Here is a 21,357-nt window from a genome sequence, read left to right on the forward strand (position 1 = left end):
TAGACGCTTCGCGCATTGCTTTCTCCTTCGCACTCGATGAGGGCTCAGTGGAACATTGGCGCCGGCCATCCAGCAACTGGTTTATGCCGCGGCATAGCGGCTGAGCACGAGCGAGCCACCAGGCAGGGCTCGCGACTCGAGCAATCGCAAGGGCAAGCGACCGTTGAATATCTTCGTGCCATCGCCGAGGAACGAGGGGCCAACCATGAGGTGCAGCTCGTCCACCAGTCCTTGGAGCAGCAAATCGTTCCACATGGTCCGGCTGCCGAAGACGATGATGTCCTTGCCCTGCTTGGCTTTCAGCTCAGTGAGCGTTGTCACCGCGTCAGACCGCTTGACGATGGCCGTGTTCTCCCAGGGTGCTATCTGGTCTGAGGTCAGACTGTCCGAGACGACGAGCTTGTCGATGGCGTTATTGAGACGGGATATCTCCCGCTCGACCGGCGGCCTTGACGCGTCGTCGGCCACTGCTGGCCAGTACCTCCTGAAGAGGTCAAACGAGTTGCGGCCGAGCAGCAACGTGCCGGCGGCACGCAGCCGCCCGGCGTTGTAGTGGTCGAAGTCTTCGTGAAAGGGCAACGCCATCACGTCTCCACCGGGACCATCATAGAAACCGTCGGCCGAGATGATGTTGGCGACGATGAGCTTGCGCATGGTGTTTCTCCTCTGTCGTTAGGTGCGATTCAAAGAGGTAGAGACAGCGCACGGGCGAAATTCATCGCCCTCAGTCAAGATCTTTTGGCAAGCCGAACCACACGGGCAGTTCCGGGTCGAGAAACGCGCTGAGCTGCGCGACTTTCCCGTCGCGGAAAGAGAGCACCGTGATCGAGCCGAGCCGGAACTCCTCACCTTGCAGCTGATAGCAGGCGAAGCCGGGCTGTCCGTTCACTTCGCGTGGACGCAGCCGCCACGGGGTGGCGAACACCCGCTCGCGGAAGAACCGCGCGACCGCGGCACGGCCGTCGAACCAAGCGGGAAGCGGCGGCATGGTGAACTTCGCGTCCTGGGCGAGCAGGCTCACGAGCGTATCCACATCAGCCCGCTCCCATGCCGCGACGAAGCTCTCAAGGAGCTGCCGCTGGCCAGATTCGCCGAGCGCGGCTAGCTCCGCCCGCTGACTGACCATCGGCACACGCTCCTGCACCGACTTTCGCGCCCGCTGAAGCGCGCTGTTGACGGAAGCTGTTGTGGTATCAAGCATTTCAGCGGTCTCGGCGGCGGAATAGGCGAGCACATCGCGCAGGATGAGGACGGCTCGCTGAGTACCAGGTAGGTGTTGTAAGGCCGCGGCGAAGGCGAGCTCGATGCCTTCACGCTGGGCATAGCGCACGGCCGGGCCTGGTTCTTCGGCCGGAACGTCATCTGGCCACGGCTCGAACCAGATCGGTCCCGAGACAGGCTCACCAAGGTCGCTTGTGGACTCGCGGGACGGCCCGTAATCCGGCGACAGCATGCGCATCGGGCGCCGGGCGAGCATCCGCAAACAAGTGTTGGTGCAGATGCGGTAGAGCCACGTGCGCAGGGAGCTACGCCCTTCGAAACCCGAGAGCCCGCGCCAGGCGTTGAGCAATGACTCCTGCAGCGCGTCCTCGGCGTCCTGCAACGAGCCGAGCATGCGATAGCAGTGTGCCTTCAGCTCGCCTCGATAGCCGGCGACCGCTTCCCCGAATTCCACCTCGCGCACGGCCCCAGAGTAGTGGACTTGCTATGGCGCCATTATTGCGCCATAGTGGTGCCATGGACCTAAAGCCGTACGTCGACAGTGTGCGCGCTGAACTCATGATCGCCGCGGCGGCCGGTGGAGACGACGCTCGCGCGCTCGCCGAGCGCCTTGTCGCACCACTGGAGTCCGCGATCCGGCTCACGCTGCTCAGCGCCCTGTCCAACGCCGCTGACGAGATCACCCGCGAGCTGGCTCCTGGCTCCGTTGACCTGCGCCTGCGCGGTCTCGACCCAAGCTTCGTCGTGGCACTGCCACAGGCCGAGCAGTGGGACGAGGAGCCACGCGGTGCCACCATGGCGCCACCTGTAGACGAAGAAGGCGCCACCGCACGGATCAACTTCCGTCCGCCCGAGCATCTCAAAGCGCGGATCGACGAGGCGGCTGGCCGCGAAGGTCTGTCCGTTAACGCTTGGCTCGTGCGGGCTGTCTCCGGCGTCCTCAACAACGTCCGGCCGGGACGGCACTCTTCCGGCGGCGCCCAGTCCTACACCGGCTGGGTCCGGTAGAGACAAGGAGACCGTGCCATGCCTGCCTTTGACACACCTCAGGCGATTACTGCCACCGTCGACATTATCGCCGGGGACATCCGCCTCATCGCGAGCGACCGTAAAGACACCATTGTGGATATCGGGCCCCGGGATCCGGCCAACGACACCGACGTTCAGGCGGCGGAGTCGCTGCGCGTCGACTTCAGCGATGGCAAGCTCACCATCAAGTCTGCTAAGCGCTTTCAGAACATGTTCACCAGCCGGCCAGGGGTCGTCAATGTCACCGTTGAACTGCCCACCGGGTCAGATGTGCGTGGCACCACGGCTTCTGGAGACGTGCTGTGCGAGGGCCGCGTGGGGCAGTGCCAGCTCAAGACCACGCACGGCGACGTCGAGGTCAACCAGGCCGAAGCGGTTCACCTGAGCACGATGCACGGTCAAGTCATGGTGCTGCGCGTCGCGGGCGACAGCAACGTTGTCGGATCGGGCGAGCTTCGCATCGAAGAGATCGGTGGCAAAGCGTCCATCAAGAATCTCAACGGTGACAGCTGGATTGGCAAGGTCGCCGGCAACGTGTCGCTGAATTCCGCGCACGGCAACATTTCCGTCGACAAGGCCGGGTCGAATCTCACTGCCCGCACGGCTTTCGGCAACGTACGCGTGGGGGACGTGACCCGCGGCTCGATCGTGCTCCAGTCCGCCTCGGGTGACTTGGAAGTGGGCATCCACCAAGGCACAGCCGCATGGCTGGAAGTGAGGTCCTCCATCGGGGTCGTGACCAACACGCTGGAGGCGACGGACCGTCCCGAAGGCACCCAGGAAACCGCCGAGATCCGTGCCCGCACGTTCGACGGCAACATCACCATCCGACGCGCTGAATAGAGGTGACCACCCCATGACACAAGCCGCGATCAAAACAACCGGCCTGCGCAAGTCCTTTGGCAGCAACCAGGTGCTCAAGGGCATCGACTTGGAAGTCGCAGAAGGCACCATCTTCGCCTTGCTCGGCCCCAACGGCGCGGGCAAGACCACGATGGTCCACATTCTGTCCACCTTGATTCGCGCCGACGCGGGCCTCGGCACGGTCGCCGGGCACGATCTGGCCAAAGAGCCTGACGCGGTCCGCGATGCGATCGGCGTGACGGGACAGTTCTCCGCTGTCGACAACTTCCTCAACGGGGAAGAGAACCTGATGCTGATGGCCGACCTCAGGCATCTCAGCAAAGCCAACGGCCGCAAGCGAACCGCCGAGTTGCTGAGCCGGTTCGATCTCGTGGAGGCCGCCCGCAAACCGGTCGCCACCTATTCCGGAGGCATGCGCCGCAGGCTCGACCTGGCCATGACGCTGGTGAGCAGCCCGCGCATCATCTTCCTCGACGAGCCGACCACGGGGCTCGATCCGCGCAGCCGGCGGACCATGTGGCAGATCATCCGCGAGCTCGTCGCCGACGGGGTGACCATCTTTCTGACGACTCAATATCTGGAAGAGGCCGATGAGCTAGCGGACCGCATCGCCTTGCTCGACCACGGCCGGCTCATCGCGGAAGGGACTCCGGCCGAGCTAAAGCGGATGATCCCCGGCGGTCACATCAGCCTGGAATTCGCCAGCGTCGAACAGCTGCAAGCAGCCTCGGCGATGCTTGGCGGATCGCAAAAGGACACCGATGCCCTCACGCTGCAGGTGCCCAGCGACGGCGGCGTGGGATCGATTCGCGATCTGCTCGACCGTCTTGACCGCGGCCGGGTCGACGTCTCCTCGCTAACCGTGCACACACCTGACCTTGACGATGTCTTCCTGGCCTTGACCGGTCAGCCCGATGGCGAAAGGGCCACCGTCTCATGAGCACCCTCAGCTATGCCGTTCGCGACTCCACGACTATGTTGCGGCGCAACCTCAAGCACATCCTGCGTTATCCCGTCATGCCTCTCATGCTCATCGGCATTCCGGTCATCTTCCTGCTCCTTTTTGTGTACGTCTTAGGCGGCACCCTGGGAGCCGGACTTGGAGGTGCCTCCGGCCGGGCGGAATATGCCAGCTACGTGACGCCCGGGATTCTGCTCATCACGGTCGCTGGGGCGGCACAGGGAACCGCGATCTCGGTGGCGATGGATATGGCTGAAGGCATCATCGCGCGTTTCCGCACGATGGCGATCTTCCGCCCTTCTGTCCTAACGGGACACGTGATCGGCAGCTTCATCCAGACGATGGCTGGGCTCGCCATCATCGTCGGCGTAGCGATGCTCATCGGCTTTCGTCCCAACGCTACCGCGATCGAGTGGCTGGCGGCCGCCGGCATGCTCGCGATGATTAGCTTCGCCGTCATCTGGTTCTCCGTGGCCTGCGGTCTGGTCACGAAAAGTGTTGAGGCGGCTAGCAATCTGCCGATGCCGCTGATCCTGCTTCCGTTCCTCGGCAGCGGTTTCGTGCCGACCGACTCGATGCCGTCAGGTGTCGCGGCGTTCGCCGACTATCAGCCCTTCACCCCCGTGATGGAAACCGTGCGCGGTCTCTTGCTCGGCACCGGGATCGGCCACAACGCTTGGCTGGCCGTGGCGTGGTCGGTGGGGATCACGGTCGTGTGCTACCTGTGGGCCAAGAAGCTCTACAACCGCGACCCTATTCGCTAAAAACTTCTGTATCGCGTGCAACGCGACACCCCGGATCTGTGTGTTGAGTCATGTGAAAATATTGATCGCGGCTCTCGCGGTGACCAGCATGTTCGCCGACGTCGACGCGCCAACGTTTCCCAGGCCAGGTGGCGGTCCCGTCGCCATTCACTCCTACCAGGACCCACTCGGCGACTTCCCGCGAACATGGCTCCTGAACACCATCACCGGGTGCTACGAAGAACTCCCGTTCCAGACAGCGACGGTCTCCCCCGATGGGAAGACCGTCGCTGTCATCAAAGACGACGGCACAGTGCCCGAGCTTGGCGTGGTTGGCCGGGCCGCTTGGCAGCGCCACGGGGAAGCCGCGGTGCGCTGGCCGGGCGTGCCGAACGCGGGAACGGTGCAATTCTCGCCCGATGGCAAGGCTCTCCTGACCTATGAGCGACGCGAAAGCTTTGTCATCCACCGCTTTGACCTGTCCACGGGCGTCACCACGTCCACGGTTGTGCCTACGGACCTGTATTACACACCGTTCTGGGCTGCTGACTCGACCCGTTACCTCATCAACGTCGAAAGCCCTGGGCCTCTGGCGCAGATGCAATACCTGAACCCCGACGGCACGCTTGGTCCTCCTTTCTCCGCAGAGGGCGGTGTGGTCCGTGGCTATTCGCCCTCGCGAAAGCACGTCATCATCGAACCCCCGCTGCCGATGGAGCCTGGCGAGCCCGCTGATTGGCACTTCGCCAAGGTAGTGGACGTCCACAGTGGACGGATCGTCAACCGCATCCCCTCAGCACAGCCTGTTCTCGGGGTGCCTCAAACATCACCACTGCTCGGCTGGTACGACGACCGGCATGTGATCCGTTATGCGCCAACGTCACCAGAGACCACCATCGAGGTCGTCAACATCTTCACTATGCGGGTGCTCAAACGAGTACCGGCCGCTGGTTTGCATCCGCTGAGTTATAGCGACGTGCGCTCCTCGGCTGGGCTTAGTCCTTTCGCGAAACTGGCCGCTTTCTAAAGGCTAGTAAGCATTTCCTCGCAACTTCGCACCACGATGCGGGCAGCGCGGCGTTGGCGGGCAGACAGCTGAGGGTCATCAGCTTGCTCCTGCCAGCGCCGCAACGCGACGACGCCACGCTGAAACAGCTCGTCGGAGGGCACTTCTTGGTCCAGGCCAAGGCGGGCAGCCGTGCTCGGGCCATCGCCACCGGCGAGCCGGCGGGCCTCCTTCGCCAGTGGAGAAGCGAACCCGATGCTGGAGTTGCGCAACGAGGCCAGGAGCCGAAGCTCACGGAACTCATGTGCGCTCGCGAGGACCCGCTCGAACTGAGCCGCGAGCTCGGCCGGTGGCGGATCGTCTTCCATCAGCGCTTCGAGCGCGATCAGGGCGGATCGTGATTTGAGCAGATCCCTGCGCTCGATCACGTGATAGTTCAAAACCTCTTGTAGCTCGGGCAAACCACTGCGGCGAATGAGTTCACTCGCGAGATCGGCCCGGGTATGGGTCCCCGTGCGAACGAGAGCGCTCGCGAGACGAAGACCGTGTATTCCCAATCGATTAAGGACATCTCGGCGCTGTCCATATCCAGTTGGTGGGAAGAATTCGTTGCCCACGAACCGGTCCGCCGACAGCAGAACGTCATCCAGATCCTCCCGGGGCATGGTGGCCAGCGAGGCCAGCAACTCAAAGTCGTCTTCGGACAGCGAAAGACCCGCCTGTGCTAACAGTCCGCTGACGGCGACAATAGTGACGGTGACAGAGTTCGCGCTTGGCTCGCGGGACAGGGCACGGGCGAGCTGCCGGGCACTCACGAGCGCGTCAACGCGGCCGCCGCCGACCTCGTCGGCTCGCGACAGCACCCCAATCACGTCAACCGGTGCCGCCCTCGTAACCGCGGAGACGCCAAGCGTCATCTCCAGCGGCTGAAAGTCAGTGGCGTCAAGGTAAAGCAACGCGTCCACCTGCGGCGGCAAACAGTCCGGCTTGGAGTCCACGAGCGAGAGATGCCGCAAGACCCGCGACGGCCAGCTGACGACCACTTCCTCGGCACCGTCAGCCCACTGGCCGCACGCCCAAGCACCATCCGCGCCGCGGGCGAGCGATAGTTCCTGCCGCGTCCCGTCGCTGTAGTGCGCCATCATGCCGACGGCGGCGCCGTCTTCGTAGCGGGTGAAGGTCTGCCCGATGTCGAGCGGGGCGACGCGGTCGCCGAGGAACGTGTTAATCAGCGTCGACTTGCCACACTTCGGCCCTCCGGCGACCCCGACCCGCAGTGGCTCGCCGAGCCGGTCGAACAGCGGCTGAATCCGTCCCGCGCCATACACTTCAGCCGCCTCGTTCAGCAGCGTCCACACCATCTCATCGAGTGCGGTCATGACGCCGGCCCCAGGGTCACCCGCGTCAGTGCCTGTGCCCGTGCGTAAAGCGTGGCAAGCTCCCTGATCTGCGAGGAACGCTCCACGCCGAGAGCATCAGCGGCATATTTGGCCCGCCGGAACGATCGCACGATTTCCTCCTGCAACTCCTCGGTGACGGCGGTGAAGTGATCGCGTAGTACCCGCTGAATCTGGCGGGCCGTGTCGCGGCATTCCTTGCTGAAGCGCAGAAAGAAGTCGTCCACACTGCGCTGGGCGGCCGACTTCGCGGTGGCTTGCCGCCGCTTTCGCACGGACCGGCCTTCGTCCACAATGGCCTTTCCGCCAAAGAGGGCGCCCGCTCCCACCGACAACGGGTTGATGAGGGCAAGCCCCGCCAGGCTTGTCGCCAGCCCGATGATCAGCACGCCACCGTAGGACCCACGCATGCCCGCGAACAGTTTCTGGGTCAGCGTGAACTTCTCCGCTTGCGGCATCTCCATAGCTGGCAACCGGCCCGGCAATTCGTCGGGCATCTTGACTTGCCAGTGGGGCAAGGCATCCACGTGATAGCCGTATGCCATGAACGGCTCCGCGACCCGGCGGCTGATCAGATCACAGCGCTGAAACATCCACTCGTAGTTGACTTCAGCTGCCGTGAGCAGATTCTCCGCGAGCCATTCGGCGAACGTGTCCCAATCCGCGACGGGGTCGGCGCTGTCAAACGCTTCGTCCACGGTCATGAGAATTTGCCTCGTGCGATCGCGCAAGTCGTATTCGAGGTCTGACATCAAGTCGGCCATCTCGTCGGCTAGGACGTTTTGCCAGCGAGTGTTGCAGCGGCGCAGATCCTCGACCGCCCGCTGAGCGTCACGTAAGTCCACCGTGGACACTTCAGCGTTGAGCGGGCCGGACAGCTGCTCGATCACCCGCTGTGCCAGCACGGCGGCGCTGGCCCGGATCGCCTCCTCCGGCTGTGACAGATGCGCGAGCAAGGCGGGAAACCCGGACTCGGCGTTGCCGGCCTGATCGTTGGCGCGTGCGGCTTGCATCCGCAACGGTGCCGACACCGGAATCACGCCCGCTGCCACACCAGCGTCAGCGAGATGACGCCGGTTGCGTTCGGCGATGGTGCGCCAGTCGGGGGCGATGTCAGTCTTCGTCAAGACGACCAGGACTTTGCCGTGGATGCGGGCGAGCCGCCGCACGAGGTCGATCTCGGCGGCGACGAGTTCGCGGGACGCGTCCGAAACCACCAGGGCGACATCGGCTTCCAGCTGGGCGAGCGGGGCGTCACCGGGCGCGTCGATGAGCACCATGCCGGAGGCGAGCAGCGCCCGCGGCACACCGACTTCCGTGAACCCCGGCAGAACCGTCGCCGTCATTGACTTTTCGGCATGCCGAACGACCGTTGCCGCCCCCGGCGCACAGACGTCAGCGTTGAGGAGCGCGTTGATCAGCTGGCTTTTTCCCTGCCGTGGGGCTCCCGTGACGAGCACGCGCAATTCGTTGCTCAGGAACTGAGCGCGCTTGCGCTCCACCTTCTCGGCGAGTTCGGGGCTGCCGTGCATGGCGCACAGCCGCACCGTCTCGTCGAGCACCGGCATCCAGACGGCTGGCGTTTCGAGGGCCGGCACGCCGGGCCGCGCATGTGAGGCACGCAAATGACGCGGTCCGGCGTGTAGGCGAGGCATCGCTTTCAGAGCAAGCCATCCGTGAGGCCGAGCAGTCCCCCACCGGTCGAGGCGTGGGCGTGACCGCCAGCGGACAGGTCCAGGCCGATGGTTCCGGTGACACTGCTGACGGTGCCGAGGGTGCTGTCCAAGGTCCCGTCAACGGTTGCGGTCAGGTCCTCGGTCAGCCCGCCAGTGAGGCCACTGACCGTGTCTGTAAGACCGCCCGTCAGGCCGTTTGTCAGACCGCCGTTGAGAAGGCCGCTCGTGAGGTCACCGTTGAGCACGGTTGCGCTTCCGCCGGTGAGGTCGCCGGTCACACCGCCCGTGAGATCGCCGGTTAGGTCCCCCGTTACCGAACCAGTCAGTCCGCCGGTCAGGGACGTCACCGAGTCGAGCGGCAGGCCGTTTCCCAGTCCGCCGGTGGGCAGCGCGTCGAGGGTGTGGAACACGTCGAGGTTCGACGCCACCGGGTCGACCGTGATGGCCCCGAGGGCGGCGACGTTGACGTCGGCGCTCGCGGAGTGAGTCGTCGTGGGAATCGGCAGGTGCTGGATGAGCTGCTGCAGCTGCCCAGCCGCCGCGGCCGGGTCGACCGGAAGCGCGCCCAGGTCGAGCGTGTTCACCGGAGCTGGCAAGAGTCCCTGCACCGGAGTTAGATCCACCACCAGCGGGATGACGTCCTGCACGTCGGCAGGGGTCAGGTCGCCAAGCCGTGCGTCTTGCAAGGCGCCCTCGGGATCTAGCTCAAATGCCAGGCGGGCATCCTGATTGGTGATCAGGTTGAGCACGAAATCGTGGAGCGTTGGGGTTGAGTCCATTTCGGACGATCTCCTCAGTGCGGTATCGGAATCAGTTGCGGGGAAAACGTAGGCAGCCGGTCCCTAGCCGGGCATCGGGGATCAACCCCCTTTCGCCATCAAGTCCCACGGTCGCGGCATTAGGGGCTTAGGGGACGCGTCGGCGCAAAGTTAGGGGGCTATTCGGCCGACCACATGTGATACGAAAAGTGGACCCCGCGCGATTACCTCTTGTGGAAGGAACGCGCCCGATGCCTTATGCCCTCGGAATCGACCTGGCCGGCGACCGCCTAACCGCAGCGATGACCCGTTTCACCAGCAACTCTTGGACCAAGCCGGAGATCTTCCGGCCAGCCGAATACCCCTTCGCTGGCTGTGTTGACCGAGTTGGCGATGAGGTGCCGGTGATCGTGTCTGGGCGCCCATATCCGGCGCACTGGCTCGTCGCCGAACTGGTGATCTGGCTGTTACAACAGGTAACCGCAGGTCGTGCCGAGCAGCTCGTCATCAGTCATCCGGGCGGCTGGGGGACTTACCGCCGGTTCCTGCTCAGTGAAGCTTTGCGGGAAGTGGAGCTGCCTGATGCCGTGTTGGTGGCGCAACCAGTGGCCGCGGCGACGCAAAGCCAAGGCACCGTTGGGGTTTACACACCCCGCAGCACCGCGGTCGTGCGCGGGGGCGAGTTGCTCGCCTGCCACGATTCCTGCGATCTGGCCGAACCCACCGAACGATCGCTCGCCCGCACGGTGAAATCCGTTGGCCTGCGCCTCGATCAGTTGCAGCGGGTCCTTGTCGTGGGCGGCGAAGAGTTCAGCGGCTTTCCGTGCCCAGTGGACCGTTTCGTCGAGCCGGCCGCCGGCGCCGCCGTGCTCGCTAGCCGCGCGGTGCGCCCTGTTGAGGTCACCGCCACACCACGCCGTCGCGAGGGTGGTCCCGTCGCGCCACGGCCACCGGTGACCGTCACCAGTCTTAGCCTCCCCAAGAAACGCGTGCTGCAGTTAGGACGAAAGTGATCCCTCCCGGCAATGCCAGCTTCGCTATTCAGGCGCCAGGTGGTTATGGCAAGAGCACATTGCTGCGTACGCTGACCGCTGACTTGCTCATCGACGACGCTCACAAGCTTTCCGCGCCACGGCTTAACGAAGTGCGGGAGCTGGTGCAGCGCAAGGAACAGCGGGTGATCGTGGCTTACCGTCCGTGGCCCCGCAATGCCGCTCTGACGGAGCTGACCGAGGTGCTGAAGCGGGAAGCGCCGCCGCTGCTTCTGGGACCGCTGAACGCGATTCAGGCAGCGCAGTGTTTGGGGTCAGACCCACCGGAAGCGTTGACACGGTTTGTTTTGGAGCAGACTCATGGCGTACCACGCTATGTCAGTTATCTAGCACGAGCCATCCGGGAGCATGGCTTTTCCGGTGCGGTGCCTCCGGCGGCCCTCATGCAGTTCGCTGCCGACTTCGAGGAACTCGACGCGGACCTATGGCGCCTGCTCCTGGCGGTCGCGGCCGGAACGAGTGTTTCGACGACCGCCCTGTGCCCGCTGCTTTCCCTTGAACCACAACAACTTAATGACTTGCTCGCGGCGGCGCGGGCAACGGGCTTGCTCAGCCCCAGCGGGACATTGCCACCGCTGGCACGTCAGGCACTCGTCACGCTCAGCCCACCGTCGCACCGCGACAATGTGTGGCGTCAGCTGTTGCAAACCCGCTTGCGGCAAGGCAGTCCGGTGCTCCCGGTCGTTCGTTCCATCAAAACCATCACCGGTGGGTACCCGGTGGAAGCGCTCGAAGCCGCCGGCGAGGAAGCGCTGACGGTCGATCCGGCGCTCGCGGCGGAATTGTTCGGCGCCGCAACCCTTTCGGGCCGGCCCGCGACGGGCCGGCAGGCCAAAGCCGCGGCGCTCGCCGGAGACCTCAGGCACGCCTTGCAGTTCGCTGATAGTCTCGTCGCCGCCAGCGACTCCGCGGACCGATCCGACGGCCTTGTCTCTGTGGCCATAGCCCTGGCCCATCGCGGTCAGCATGAGCGCAGCGCCGCGATGTTCCAGTGGGCCGGTGCCGACGCGTTCGCGGCCATCGCGAAAGCCGCGATCGGCCAGCCAGAGCAACTCGATGCCACGCCTGCCGTCGCGGCCACGACGACTGTTGCCGGCGCGGCAAGCCTGATGGCGCGCGGAGTCCGTGAGACGCTGACCGGCTCACCGGCGCTGGCACTGTCCGCCTTCATGCAGTCGGCTGCCTTGCTGGAACCGGCTGGGCGCACCGTTTTGCTGCCCGACAGTCCAGCGGCCCTAGCCGCGCTCACGGCTATCCACAGCAGCGAACTCGGCATCGCCGAGTCGGTGTTGGACAACGCGCTGACCGCAGGCGTTGGTGCGCAACTGCTCGTGGCCCGGCATCACCTGCTGCACGCATGGGTGCTGATGCTGCGCGGGAAGACCGCTGAGGCGAAACAGGAACTCTCCCGGACTCTGGCGAGCCGGGCACGACTGGAGCCCCGCGAGGCGCTGTTTGCCGCCGGTCTTGAGGCTGGAATCGCCCGGCGCGACAGCGATACCGCCGGGCTTCAGCACGCTTGGCCGTTGGCTCACACGGCACTGTTCCAGCACCCCGTCGACCTGTTCACGCTTCTGCCATTGGGCGAGCTTGCCATCGCCGCGGCCCGGCTTGGCAAGCTGAGCCACGTCGGCTCGTTCCTTGAGGACGCCGATCAGCTCTTAAGCAAACTAGGCAATCCTCCTTTGTGGACCCTCTACTGGAACTGGAACCGGCTGCACGCCTCGATTCTCGCCGAGGATCATGCCTCGATGCGTGAGCACCTCACGGCGCTGACACGCCAGCGTCACCACGACTTCGCCTCCGTGCTCGCCTCAGCCGCTGAGTGCTGGGTGAGTCTGCTCGGCGGCAGAGTCGACGCGGCAGTCGTGGCAGACAGCGCACAGCGCTTGCACGCCGTGGGGCTCAGCTGGGACGGTGCCCGGCTGGCCGGCCAAGCCGCCATTCGCACGACCGACCGCCGTGACATGACGGAATTGCTCGACTGCGCACGTGTCATGCAGGGCAAGCCAACGGGACGCGACGACGGACCGCTCAGTGAACGTGAGCAAGAAGTCGCCGGCCTCGTGCTCGCTGGCCTGACCTATAAACAGATCGGTGATCACCTGTTCATCTCGGCGAAGACGGTGGAACATCACGTCGCCCGGATGCGTCAACGGCTCAACTGCGGCAGCCGTGCCGAACTCCTGGCCCGCTTGCGCGCCATGGAGACCAGCCGTGCGCGCGTGCCACAGCAACGCCAGCGCGCCTAGAGTGTCCTCATGCGAGTGGCAGCGGCACAGATAGCACCAGTGTGGGGTGACAGCGCCGCGACGGCGGTGCGTGCCACCGAGTGGATCGGCAAAGCGGCGGCCGCGGGGGCGGGTCTCGTGGTGTTTCCCGAGACGTTCCTGCCCGGCTATCCGTTCTGGATCGAGCACACCAACGGTGCCGTGTTCGACGACCCCGGGCAGAAGGCCGCCTACGCGTTCTATCTCGATGCCGCGGTCACTTTGGACGGGCCGGAACTGTCCCGGATCACTGAAGCCGCGCGAGACCACAAAGTCTTCACCTACCTTGGCATCGCCGAGCGAGCTGACAGCAAGGGCACGGTCTTCGCGACGCTCGTCGCGATCGATCCCGTCAAAGGCATCGTCAGCGCCCACCGCAAAGTTCAGCCCACGTTCGAGGAGCGGCTGGTGTGGGGTGCGGGCGACGGTCACGGACTGCGGACGCATCAGACCGGCGACATCCGCGTAGGCGGGCTCAACTGCTGGGAGAACTGGATGCCGCTGGCACGCCAGTCGCTTTACGCGCAGGGCATGGATTTACATGTCGCCGTGTGGCCCGGGTCGGTCGGCCTAACCAAGGACATCACGCGCTTCATCGCCCTGGAAGGCCGTTGTTACGTGGTCTCCGCCGGTGGACTGCTCACGATCGATGACATTTCGCGCGGCTTCCCGCTCTATGCCGCCATCGCGGACAGCCGCTCGTGGTGGCGCAGTGGCGGCTCCGCCATAGCCGGACCCGACGGACAGTGGATCGTGGAACCGGTGGCACGCGAGGAACGCTTGGTGCTAGCCGACATCGACCCTGCCATCGTCAGTGGAGCCAGGCAGAACTTCGACCCCGCCGGGCACTACAGCCGGCCCGACGTCTTCTCGCTATCTGTCGACCGCAGACGCCTGCGTTCGGTGTCCTATCAGGAATAGAGACTCGGCAGAAGCGGACGCAATGCCTTGAGCAGAGCCTTTGAATCACCGAAGAACGCCGCGTCAGCCTGCTCAACAACCTCTATCGCGGCGACCGCGACGCGTTTGCCGCTCTTGGTGATCTGCAACCGTTTCATTCGCGTGTCCACCGTGTCGGCGACCCGGTTCAGCAGGCCTTTGGCTTCAAGCCGGCCAAGCACCTGAGAGGTCATCTTGACGTCGGTGCCAGCCTGCTGAGCCAGCTCCAGCTGGTTGGGCTGGTGCCCTTGGGAATCGAGCCACCACAGACAGGCCAGCAACACGAACTGAACGTGCGTGAGGTCAAACGGTGTGAGCACGCGCGCCATCTCGCGTTGCCAGCGCAGAGTCACGTGCCACAGCTGAAATCCTGGGCTTTGCTCGGGTCCTTCCAGCACCGTCAGTCCTTCTCCGCCAGCGTGGCCAGCGCACGCATCGCCCCCGGCAAACCGGCCGCGATCTTCTTGCCGATGATCCGTCCAAAGAGGAAGGACGAGGGACCGGTAATCTTGACGCTGTGCGTGAAGCGGGCACCGGTGCCCGACTGCTCGATCCGGTGCGCGAACGTCATTTTCGCCAGCGGCAAGCTGCTCGTGTCAGTGAACGACATGTTCTCGATGACGTCTTGGAGTTCGAAGCGTACTTTGGGGCCGCCGGCCGGTTTCAGGATTCCCTTGGTGCCATTGGCAAACGGGCCGCCAATCGTGGCGCTCTCGACGTCGTGATCCCATTGAGCCCATGTCTCTGGAACGGCATAGCGAGCCCACAGCTGAGCCGGGCTCGCCGCCGTGATCTCGGTATGAGTGAAGGAGAACATCAGTAGCCTCACATAGTCTACGGGCAGATAGTCTGCCCGTAGACTATCATCATTTGAGCTACGACTCCAAAGACTTGCGGTACCCCACCGTGGGCAGACCGCCCACGCCCCAGTCTTCGAGCTCCACCTCGTTGATCACGACGAACGTGGTGGCAGGGTTTTTGTTCAGCACGTCGACGAGCAGTTGCGTGACGCCCTTGATGATTTCGGCCTTCTGCGCGGCCGTCGCGCCCTCACGTGTGATCTTTACGTTGACATATGGCATGACAGCTCAGGCCCTTCCAGTGACGTAGCCGCCGTCCACGCGCAACACGTGGCCGGTAGTGAACTCCGCGCCGGCAAGGTAAAGCACGGCACCCGTGGTCTCAGCGACCTCACCGATCCGTTTCATCAGCGCGATTCCGCCGAACGAGTCAACCTCGGAGCGATCGTGCAGCGGGGTCCGGATGACGCCGGGAGCGACCGTGTTGACCCGGATGTTGTCAGCAGCGAGCTCGGCGGCCAGGCTGATGGTCAGGGCATGCACTCCGCCTTTGCTCACCAGCGGCGCCGACGCGGGAAAACCGGCGATCGCGTGGTCGACCAGCACCGTGCCTATGTTGATGATGCTCCCGCCCCTGCCTTGCGACTTCATCTGGCGTACCACCGACTGCGTCACCAGAAAGGTGCCCTTCAGATTTCCGCGAAGATAGCCATCGAGCTCCTCTTCGCTCACGTCGACGAAAGCCTTGGGCGCGAAGTCGCCCGCGTTGTTGACCAGCATGTCGACGCCACCGAAGCGATCCACCGCCGTGCGCACGAGCGTGTCGCCGGTCTCGCGTGAGCCGATGTCACCGGCCACGTAAGCGACTTGACCGGGCACCCCAAGGGAAGCCGCGGCTTGAACGAGTTTGGTTTGGTCGCGTCCGTTGAGCACCACATTGGCGCCCCGATGCACGAAGGCACGAGCCAGGTCAAGACCGATGCCACTGGAGGATCCGGTGATGACGACGGTTTGGTTCTTGGTCATGAAGCGAACGTATGGCCGCCCACCCTTATAGGTCCAAGACGAAGTTACCAGGGTTTTGATAATCTCCGCTTATGGACGTGGAGCTCCGCGATCTCGAACTGCTCGACGCGATCGCCACCAACGGCACGATGACCGCCGCGGCAGACCGGCTCTATGTCAGCCAGCCCGCGCTAAGCCAGCGGCTCACCAAACTCGAAGAACGTTTGGGCGTCAGGCTTTTCGACCGCGAAGGGCGTCGCCTCGTTCCCAATCAAGCCGGCCGGCGCATGCTGACCGCGGCCCGGCAGGTGCTCACGGAACTCAACGCGGCCACGCGCGAGGTGCGCGAGATCCGTGATGGCCGCGACCGGCGAGTGCGGTTCACTCCACAGTGCAGCACCGCTCTGCAGTGGCTACCGGCCGTCATCCGCGGTTTCCGCGAGCGCTTTCCCGGCTCAGAAGTCCGCATCGAGACGGTGCCTAATGACGAACCCATTCCCGCACTGCTCAGCGAGCGCATCGACGTAGCCCTCGTCACCAAACTGGACCGGCAAATGGACAGTGTTGACCTGACACCACTTTTCGAAGACGAGATGGTCGCCGTGGTCGCGGCTGCGCACCCGTGGACCAAACTCAAGCACGTCACCGCGCGGCACTTCGACGACGCTGACCTTATCCTCTACGACATCTATGACCAGACGCGGATTCCAGCGACCGCTTTACCTATCCCTCATGGCGCACGGCCGGGCCGCATCACCACCGTTCCCGTCATTACCGATCTCGTGATCGAGATGGTGGCGGGCGGGGAAGGCATTTCCGTGCTGCCCAAGTGGATCGCCGCGCCATACATCGAGAACCGTCCGGTCGCGACGGTTCAGATTGGCGCCAAACCCCTTACCCGCACCTGGTTTTGCGCGACGCGCCGCGGCGAACAGCCCGCTCACATCACGGGCTTCGCCGCTGAACTAGCCCATCACCTGAAGCGGTCCTGATCTTCCGTCAGGCCACCTTGTGCAGCTTGTCAGGATTGCGCACCACGTAGAGCTCGGCGAGCTTGCCGTCGCGGATCGCGATCGCCACGAGGTGCGGCTGGCCATTCATCGTTACCAGGACAGCCGGATTACCGTTCGCCTCAATGAATTCAAGCCCTTCCACGGGGAACTGATTGAGCAGTCCCGTGAGATAACGCGAGACATGGTCGATGCCGGTGACCGGCTTAAGCGCGGCCGAAAGTTTGCCGCCACCGTCGGCGTAAACAACGACATCCTGAGCCAGCATGGAAGTCAGGCCAGCGAAGTCCCCTTTGGCTGCCGCCGCGAGGAAGCTCTCCAAGAGTCGCGTGTGCTCAGCGGGAGAACTCTCAAACCGGTCAACACCGCTGATGCGGTTCTGCGCCCGGTGAAACAGCTGCCGGGCGCTGTCCACGCTGACGCTAAGGATCTCCGCGATCTCGGCGTAGGGCATGTCAAAAGCGGTCCGCAGCACATAAACGCCACGCTCGGGCGGAGTGAGCCGTTCCATGAGGCGCATCGTCGCCAGTGACAGCGACTCACGCTGCTCGGCTGTCTCAAGTGGACCCAGCTGGCCCCGGCCAGCCGGAACCGGCTCGGGAAGCCAAGGCCCGTAATAGGATTCACGCCGTACGCGCGCTGACTTGAGATGGTCGAGTGCGAGCCGGGTCACCACCGTCGTCAGGAAGGCGGCAGGCTCAGCGATCCCGGTGCGGTCGGTTTGCAGCCAGCGGATCGCCGCTTCTTCCACCACGTCTTCGGCGTCCCAGGCACTGCCGAGCAAACGGTAGGCGACGCCGAGGAGCCGCGGTCTGTGCCGCTGAAACTCCTCAGCCGCTTCATCTTGACTACTCACATCATGACCCTACTGCTTACCCAGCAAGCCTTCGGTCCAGGAGCGGTAGCCGGGACGCCAGTCCAGCAGCAGTCGCGCTCGCGTGTTGTCCGCTCCGCGCAGCTGATTGAAGAAAGCCACGCCGAAGCTGCCAGCGGCCAAACGGGCCAGCCAGACGGGCACTCTGCGGGGCTCGGGCGCTCCTAGCGCGGCCGCGAACGCGGGCAGCCACTCCGAAACGGGTGCTGGATCGTCGTCGACGATATTTAGTGCACCGGTGACAGGCTTGTCCAACGCGGTCAAAACGGCCATCGCCGCATCGCGTGTGTGTGTGAAGGAGAACACAGCATTTCCTTGGCCCACCATCGGCACTTTGCCAGCGAGGACGTCGGTGTGAACCGAGCCACCCTCAGCGTAGGCCGTGCCGGGACCATAGAGGTGCCCGAACCGCAGCACCAGCCCGTTTGCCTGAGCTGTGCGGCTCTCCAGCGCCAGCAGCGCTTGAACGGCCGGGCGAAAAGCCTTTGGCCCGTCTGTCCACAATGGAGTGTCCTCGCCCGCCAAGCCCTCGTCTGGCGTGTAGCCAAACGCGACGCCCTGCGAGATCACCCTGGTGACTCCGGCCTTTTCCGCGGCGTCCAGCAGGTTGCGGGTGCCTTCGGTGCGCAGCCGGTTGGTGAGCGCGAATTGCTCGTCAAACCGCCGCGGGTTCAAGCGACCGGGAATGGCGGTCATCACATGGACCACCGCGTCAGGCCTAGCCGTGCCCACGGCACGGGAGATGGCCTCGCGATCCAGGCCATTGGCGACGACCACCTCATGGCCTAGCGAATGTGAGCGCGGACGCGAGATGAGACCCACCACCTCGTGACCTGCTCCTTGCAAAACTGGAACGAGCTGACGGCCGAGCACACCGGTCGAGCCCGCGACGAGAACGCGCATTGTCTGCCTCCTTCGATTGCCTCTGCTGACAACCTGACGAGACAGCACGGCCGCGGCGTGACAGCCGCGGCCGTGACCCGAGCCATAAGATTTGTAGCGTTATGCCCCCACGTAGGTCGCGAGGTGCTGACCGGTCAGGGTTTCGCGGGCGGCGACAAGTTTCGCGGGCGTGCCCTCGAAGACCACCTTTCCGCCATCGTGACCCGCGCCCGGGCCAAGGTCGATGATCCAGTCAGCCCGGGCCATGACAGCCAGGTGATGCTCGATCACGATCACGGATTTGCCCGAGTCGACTAGGCGGTCGAGCAACTTGAGCAGTTGCTCGACGTCGGCGAGGTGCAGGCCGGTCGTCGGCTCGTCGAGCACATAGATGCCGCCCTTTTCCGCCATGTGGATCGCCAGTTTGAGCCGCTGCCGCTCGCCTCCGGACAGGGTGGTCAGGGGCTGGCCGAGGCTCAGATAGCCCAAGCCGACATCGGCCATGCGGCCCAGGATCGCATGTGCCGCTGGGGTTTTCGCCAGACCGGCGGCGAAATACTCCTGGGCTTCGACGACTGACATCGCGAGTACTTGACTGATGTCCTTGCCGCCGAGCTTGTATTCGAGGACGGCCGCTTGGAACCGCTTGCCCTCACACTCCTCGCACACCGTCGCGACCCCAGCCATCATCGCCAGGTCGGTGTAGATCACGCCATTGCCGTTGCAGTTCGGGCAGGCGCCCGCGGAGTTGGCGCTAAACAACGCTGGCTTGACGCCGTTAGCCTTCGCGAAGGCGGCCCGGATCGGGTCAAGCAGACCGGTGTAGGTCGCGGGATTGCTGCGCCGCGACCCCCGTATCGCCGTCTGGTCCACTGACACGACACCCGCGCTCTTCGGGATCGAGCCGTGAATGAGCGAACTCTTCCCTGACCCGGCGACTCCGGTCACGACGCACAGCACGCCCAACGGAACGTCAACGCTCACGTCGTTGAGGTTGTGCCGCGTCGCGTTACGAATGGGCAGCGTGCCCTTCGGCTCGCGTGGCTTCGCCTTGAGCGTCGCCCGATAGTCCAGATGACGGCCCGTCAGCGTGTCGCTGGCACGCAACTCGGCGACGCTGCCCTCGAAACACACGACGCCCCCGGCACTCCCCGCGCCCGGGCCCAGATCGACCACGTGGTCAGCGATCGCGATCGTCTCGGGCTTGTGCTCGACCACGAGCACCGTGTTTCCCTTGTCGCGCAAGCGAAGCAGCAGACCGTTCATCCGCTCGATGTCGTGCGGATGCAGCCCGACCGTTGGCTCGTCGAAGATGTAGGACACATCGGTGAGACTTGAGCCCAGGTGACGGATCATCTTGGTGCGCTGGGCCTCACCGCCGGACAGGGTGCCCGAGGGGCGATCGAGACTGAGATAGCCGAGTCCAATCTCGACAAACGAGTCGAGCGTCTGCTGCAGCGTCAGGAGAAGCGGGGCGACTGACCGGTCTTTGATGTTACGCACCCAGTCGGCGAGGTCGCTGATCTGCATCGCGCACGCCTCAGCGATGTTGACACCGTCGATGCGCGAGTCAAGGGCCGCCTTGTTGAGCCGGCTGCCACCGCACTCGGGACACGCCGTGAACGTCACCGCACGCTCGACGAAGGCCCTGATGTGCGGCTGCAACGCCTCCTTGTCCTTCTGCAGGAACGACTTTTGCACGCGGGGGACGAGTCCCTCGTACGACATATTGATGTTCTCGATTTTGACTTTGACCGGCTCTTTGTAGAGGAAGTCTTGTAGTTCCTGCTCGGTGTAATCGCGGATGGGCTTGTCGGGATTGAGGAATCCGGATGCCGTGAAGAGGCGCACCTGCCAGCCGTCGGCGTTGTAACCCGGGATGGTGATGGCGCCTTCCGCGAGGGACTTGTCGCGGTCGAACAGCTCGTCAAGGTCGATGTCGGTCTTGGTGCCCATGCCTTCACAGGACGGGCACGCGCCAGCTGGCAAGTTGAAGCTGTAGTGAAACGACGGCCCCGCGCTGGGCTCTCCCAAGCGGCTGAACACGATGCGCAGCATGGCGTTGGCGTCGGTCGCGGTGCCGACCGTGGATCGGGAGTTGGCTCCCATGCGTTCCTGGTCGACGATGATGGCTGTGGTGAGCCCGGCGAGCAGGTCGACGTCGGGACGCGACTGGCTCGGCATGAAACCCTGCACGAAGGCGCTATAAGTCTCGTTGATGAGCCGCTGCGACTCAGCCGCGATCGTGCCGAAAACGAGCGAACTCTTCCCAGAGCCCGAAACTCCGGTAAACACCGTGAGCCGGCGCTTGGGGATCTCGACGCTAACGTCCTTCAGATTGTTTTCACGGGCACCTTGGACCTTGATCAGGTCATGACTGTCTGCGGCATGCACCCGGCGAGACTAGACTAGGGGACCGACAGTTCGGCCTATGCTGGTTTGGTGAAGCCCGGGGAGCTCAAGCACCTGCGGCGCGCGCGTGACCTCATCGACAGGGAATACGCGCGGCCGCTGGACGTGCCTGCCTTGGCCAGGGCGGCCTTCATGTCTCCAGCGCACTTCTCCCGGCAATTTCGTGCCGCCTACGGCGAGACCCCCTACAGCTACCTGATGACCCGGCGGATCGAGCGCGCCAAGGCGCTGCTGCGCCGTGGCGACCTGAGCGTTACGGACGTTTGCATGGCCGTCGGCTGTACTTCCCTGGGTTCGTTCAGCACCCGTTTCACCGAGCTGGTCGGAGAGTCACCGAGCGCCTACCGGGCACGCGGTCACGCTGAGTCCGCCATCGTCCCGGGTTGCTGGACCAAACACGTTTCCCGACCGAGCAGGAACCGAGAAGCCCAGGTCAGTTCAGCCTTGTAACGTTCGCC

General features: G+C 64.3%; 22 protein-coding genes. 10 read left to right on the top strand and 12 right to left on the bottom strand.

From position 1 onward, the window contains the following. Positions 1 to 81: 81 nt before the first annotated feature. Positions 82 to 654: a dihydrofolate reductase family protein gene (locus A3E1_RS0133055; RefSeq protein WP_020525112.1), complete on the bottom strand. Its 573-nt coding sequence runs from the start codon at positions 652 to 654 to the stop codon at positions 82 to 84. Positions 655 to 724: 70 nt separating this feature from the next. After that, on the bottom strand, positions 725 to 1,684 hold the full coding sequence (locus tag A3E1_RS0133060; RefSeq protein ID WP_020525113.1) for a sigma-70 family RNA polymerase sigma factor: 960 nt from the start codon (positions 1,682 to 1,684) through the stop codon (positions 725 to 727). A 53-nt stretch (positions 1,685 to 1,737) separates the two neighbouring features. On the opposite strand from A3E1_RS0133060, the gene A3E1_RS0133065 reads away from it, so the two are divergent. The 5 genes from A3E1_RS0133065 to A3E1_RS0133085 are packed head-to-tail and all read left to right on the top strand — an operon-like array spanning position 1,738 to position 5,845. Then, a complete protein-coding gene (locus A3E1_RS0133065; protein WP_020525114.1) occupies positions 1,738 to 2,229 on the top strand; it encodes a hypothetical protein in 492 nt (163 codons plus the stop codon). Between the two features lie 18 nt (positions 2,230 to 2,247). Further along, a complete protein-coding gene (locus A3E1_RS0133070; protein WP_020525115.1) occupies positions 2,248 to 3,093 on the top strand; it encodes a DUF4097 family beta strand repeat-containing protein in 846 nt (281 codons plus the stop codon). A gap of 13 nt (positions 3,094 to 3,106) precedes the next feature. After that, positions 3,107 to 4,054, top strand: a complete 948-nt coding sequence (locus A3E1_RS0133075; protein ID WP_020525116.1) for a daunorubicin resistance protein DrrA family ABC transporter ATP-binding protein — start codon at positions 3,107 to 3,109, stop codon at positions 4,052 to 4,054. Beyond that, on the top strand, positions 4,051 to 4,839 hold the full coding sequence (locus A3E1_RS0133080) for an ABC transporter permease (protein ID WP_020525117.1): 789 nt from the start codon (positions 4,051 to 4,053) through the stop codon (positions 4,837 to 4,839). Before A3E1_RS0133075 ends, A3E1_RS0133080 begins: the two co-directional genes overlap by 4 nt. A 52-nt stretch (positions 4,840 to 4,891) precedes the next feature. Next, positions 4,892 to 5,845: a TolB-like translocation protein gene (locus A3E1_RS0133085; RefSeq protein ID WP_020525118.1), complete on the top strand. Its 954-nt coding sequence runs from the start codon at positions 4,892 to 4,894 to the stop codon at positions 5,843 to 5,845. Here the strand turns inward: A3E1_RS0133085 and A3E1_RS0133090 are convergent. Genes A3E1_RS0133090 through A3E1_RS47505 form a run of 3 tightly spaced genes read right to left on the bottom strand, consistent with a single transcriptional unit; the run spans position 5,842 to position 9,676 of the window. Next, entirely contained in the window at positions 5,842 to 7,203 is a 1,362-nt protein-coding gene (locus A3E1_RS0133090) for a P-loop NTPase family protein (protein WP_020525119.1), read from the bottom strand. The two genes, A3E1_RS0133085 and A3E1_RS0133090, sit on opposite strands and share 4 nt — an antisense overlap. Next, on the bottom strand, positions 7,200 to 8,876 hold the full coding sequence (locus A3E1_RS0133095) for a GTPase (protein WP_169454481.1): 1,677 nt from the start codon (positions 8,874 to 8,876) through the stop codon (positions 7,200 to 7,202). Before A3E1_RS0133095 ends, A3E1_RS0133090 begins: the two co-directional genes overlap by 4 nt. A gap of 5 nt (positions 8,877 to 8,881) precedes the next feature. Beyond that, positions 8,882 to 9,676, bottom strand: a complete 795-nt coding sequence (locus A3E1_RS47505; RefSeq protein WP_020525121.1) for an IniB N-terminal domain-containing protein — start codon at positions 9,674 to 9,676, stop codon at positions 8,882 to 8,884. Positions 9,677 to 9,906: 230 nt separating this feature from the next. On the opposite strand from A3E1_RS47505, the gene A3E1_RS0133105 reads away from it, so the two are divergent. Genes A3E1_RS0133105 through A3E1_RS0133115 form a run of 3 tightly spaced genes read left to right on the top strand, consistent with a single transcriptional unit; the run spans position 9,907 to position 13,898 of the window. Then, on the top strand, positions 9,907 to 10,668 hold the full coding sequence (locus A3E1_RS0133105; protein WP_020525122.1) for a hypothetical protein: 762 nt from the start codon (positions 9,907 to 9,909) through the stop codon (positions 10,666 to 10,668). After that, a complete protein-coding gene (locus A3E1_RS43360) occupies positions 10,665 to 12,959 on the top strand; it encodes a helix-turn-helix transcriptional regulator (protein ID WP_020525123.1) in 2,295 nt (764 codons plus the stop codon). The genes A3E1_RS0133105 and A3E1_RS43360 overlap by 4 nt, the downstream gene beginning before the upstream one ends. 9 nt (positions 12,960 to 12,968) lie before the next feature. Beyond that, entirely contained in the window at positions 12,969 to 13,898 is a 930-nt protein-coding gene (locus A3E1_RS0133115) for a carbon-nitrogen hydrolase family protein (protein WP_026209072.1), read from the top strand. Here the strand turns inward: A3E1_RS0133115 and A3E1_RS0133120 are convergent. Genes A3E1_RS0133120 through A3E1_RS0133135 form a run of 4 tightly spaced genes read right to left on the bottom strand, consistent with a single transcriptional unit; the run spans position 13,889 to position 15,742 of the window. Then, positions 13,889 to 14,314, bottom strand: coding sequence for a MarR family winged helix-turn-helix transcriptional regulator (locus A3E1_RS0133120; protein ID WP_020525125.1), 426 nt, complete (start codon positions 14,312 to 14,314; stop codon positions 13,889 to 13,891). The genes A3E1_RS0133115 and A3E1_RS0133120 overlap by 10 nt on opposite strands. Before the next feature lie 2 nt (positions 14,315 to 14,316). Next, a complete protein-coding gene (locus tag A3E1_RS0133125; protein WP_020525126.1) occupies positions 14,317 to 14,733 on the bottom strand; it encodes an SRPBCC family protein in 417 nt (138 codons plus the stop codon). A gap of 58 nt (positions 14,734 to 14,791) precedes the next feature. Then, entirely contained in the window at positions 14,792 to 14,998 is a 207-nt protein-coding gene (locus tag A3E1_RS0133130) for a tautomerase family protein (RefSeq protein ID WP_020525127.1), read from the bottom strand. A 6-nt stretch (positions 14,999 to 15,004) separates the two neighbouring features. Next, positions 15,005 to 15,742: an SDR family NAD(P)-dependent oxidoreductase gene (locus A3E1_RS0133135; RefSeq protein ID WP_020525128.1), complete on the bottom strand. Its 738-nt coding sequence runs from the start codon at positions 15,740 to 15,742 to the stop codon at positions 15,005 to 15,007. 71 nt (positions 15,743 to 15,813) lie between these two features. On the opposite strand from A3E1_RS0133135, the gene A3E1_RS0133140 reads away from it, so the two are divergent. Continuing rightward, positions 15,814 to 16,713 carry a LysR family transcriptional regulator gene (locus A3E1_RS0133140; RefSeq protein ID WP_020525129.1) on the top strand — a complete coding sequence of 300 codons (900 nt, stop codon included), beginning with the start codon at positions 15,814 to 15,816 and terminating at the stop codon, positions 16,711 to 16,713. 7 nt (positions 16,714 to 16,720) lie between these two features. Here A3E1_RS0133140 and sigJ read toward each other — a convergent pair whose 3' ends face one another. From sigJ to A3E1_RS0133155, 3 genes are all read right to left on the bottom strand, one after another. Further along, the gene (gene sigJ, locus A3E1_RS0133145) at positions 16,721 to 17,587 is read right to left on the bottom strand and encodes an RNA polymerase sigma factor SigJ (protein ID WP_020525130.1); all 867 of its coding nucleotides are present in this window, start codon (positions 17,585 to 17,587) and stop codon (positions 16,721 to 16,723) included. A gap of 9 nt (positions 17,588 to 17,596) precedes the next feature. After that, entirely contained in the window at positions 17,597 to 18,508 is a 912-nt protein-coding gene (locus A3E1_RS0133150; protein ID WP_020525131.1) for an NAD-dependent epimerase/dehydratase family protein, read from the bottom strand. Between the two features lie 99 nt (positions 18,509 to 18,607). Beyond that, positions 18,608 to 20,881 carry an ATP-binding cassette domain-containing protein gene (locus tag A3E1_RS0133155; RefSeq protein WP_020525132.1) on the bottom strand — a complete coding sequence of 758 codons (2,274 nt, stop codon included), beginning with the start codon at positions 20,879 to 20,881 and terminating at the stop codon, positions 18,608 to 18,610. A 48-nt stretch (positions 20,882 to 20,929) separates the two neighbouring features. Between A3E1_RS0133155 and A3E1_RS0133160 the strand changes: the two genes are divergently transcribed. Continuing rightward, a complete protein-coding gene (locus tag A3E1_RS0133160) occupies positions 20,930 to 21,349 on the top strand; it encodes a helix-turn-helix transcriptional regulator (RefSeq protein ID WP_020525133.1) in 420 nt (139 codons plus the stop codon). Positions 21,350 to 21,357: the final 8 nt, after the last annotated feature.

Source organism: Catelliglobosispora koreensis DSM 44566 (assembly GCF_000379685.1).
GTDB lineage: Bacteria > Actinomycetota > Actinomycetes > Mycobacteriales > Micromonosporaceae > Catelliglobosispora > Catelliglobosispora koreensis.

Coding starts and splice junctions, on each gene's coding strand:
- A3E1_RS0133055 (WP_020525112.1), bottom strand. CDS start 654: ATGCGCAAGCTCATCGTCGCCAACATCATCTCGGCCGACGGTTTCTAT.
- A3E1_RS0133075 (WP_020525116.1), top strand. CDS start 3,107: ATGACACAAGCCGCGATCAAAACAACCGGCCTGCGCAAGTCCTTTGGC.
- A3E1_RS0133135 (WP_020525128.1), bottom strand. CDS start 15,742: ATGACCAAGAACCAAACCGTCGTCATCACCGGATCCTCCAGTGGCATC.
- A3E1_RS0133090 (WP_020525119.1), bottom strand. CDS start 7,203: ATGACCGCACTCGATGAGATGGTGTGGACGCTGCTGAACGAGGCGGCT.
- A3E1_RS0133065 (WP_020525114.1), top strand. CDS start 1,738: ATGGACCTAAAGCCGTACGTCGACAGTGTGCGCGCTGAACTCATGATC.
- A3E1_RS0133080 (WP_020525117.1), top strand. CDS start 4,051: ATGAGCACCCTCAGCTATGCCGTTCGCGACTCCACGACTATGTTGCGG.
- A3E1_RS0133070 (WP_020525115.1), top strand. CDS start 2,248: ATGCCTGCCTTTGACACACCTCAGGCGATTACTGCCACCGTCGACATT.
- A3E1_RS0133105 (WP_020525122.1), top strand. CDS start 9,907: ATGCCTTATGCCCTCGGAATCGACCTGGCCGGCGACCGCCTAACCGCA.
- A3E1_RS0133130 (WP_020525127.1), bottom strand. CDS start 14,998: ATGCCATATGTCAACGTAAAGATCACACGTGAGGGCGCGACGGCCGCG.
- A3E1_RS0133115 (WP_026209072.1), top strand. CDS start 12,969: ATGCGAGTGGCAGCGGCACAGATAGCACCAGTGTGGGGTGACAGCGCC.
- A3E1_RS0133150 (WP_020525131.1), bottom strand. CDS start 18,508: ATGCGCGTTCTCGTCGCGGGCTCGACCGGTGTGCTCGGCCGTCAGCTC.
- A3E1_RS47505 (WP_020525121.1), bottom strand. CDS start 9,676: ATGGACTCAACCCCAACGCTCCACGATTTCGTGCTCAACCTGATCACC.
- A3E1_RS0133140 (WP_020525129.1), top strand. CDS start 15,814: ATGGACGTGGAGCTCCGCGATCTCGAACTGCTCGACGCGATCGCCACC.
- A3E1_RS0133095 (WP_169454481.1), bottom strand. CDS start 8,876: ATGCCTCGCCTACACGCCGGACCGCGTCATTTGCGTGCCTCACATGCG.
- A3E1_RS0133125 (WP_020525126.1), bottom strand. CDS start 14,733: ATGTTCTCCTTCACTCATACCGAGATCACGGCGGCGAGCCCGGCTCAG.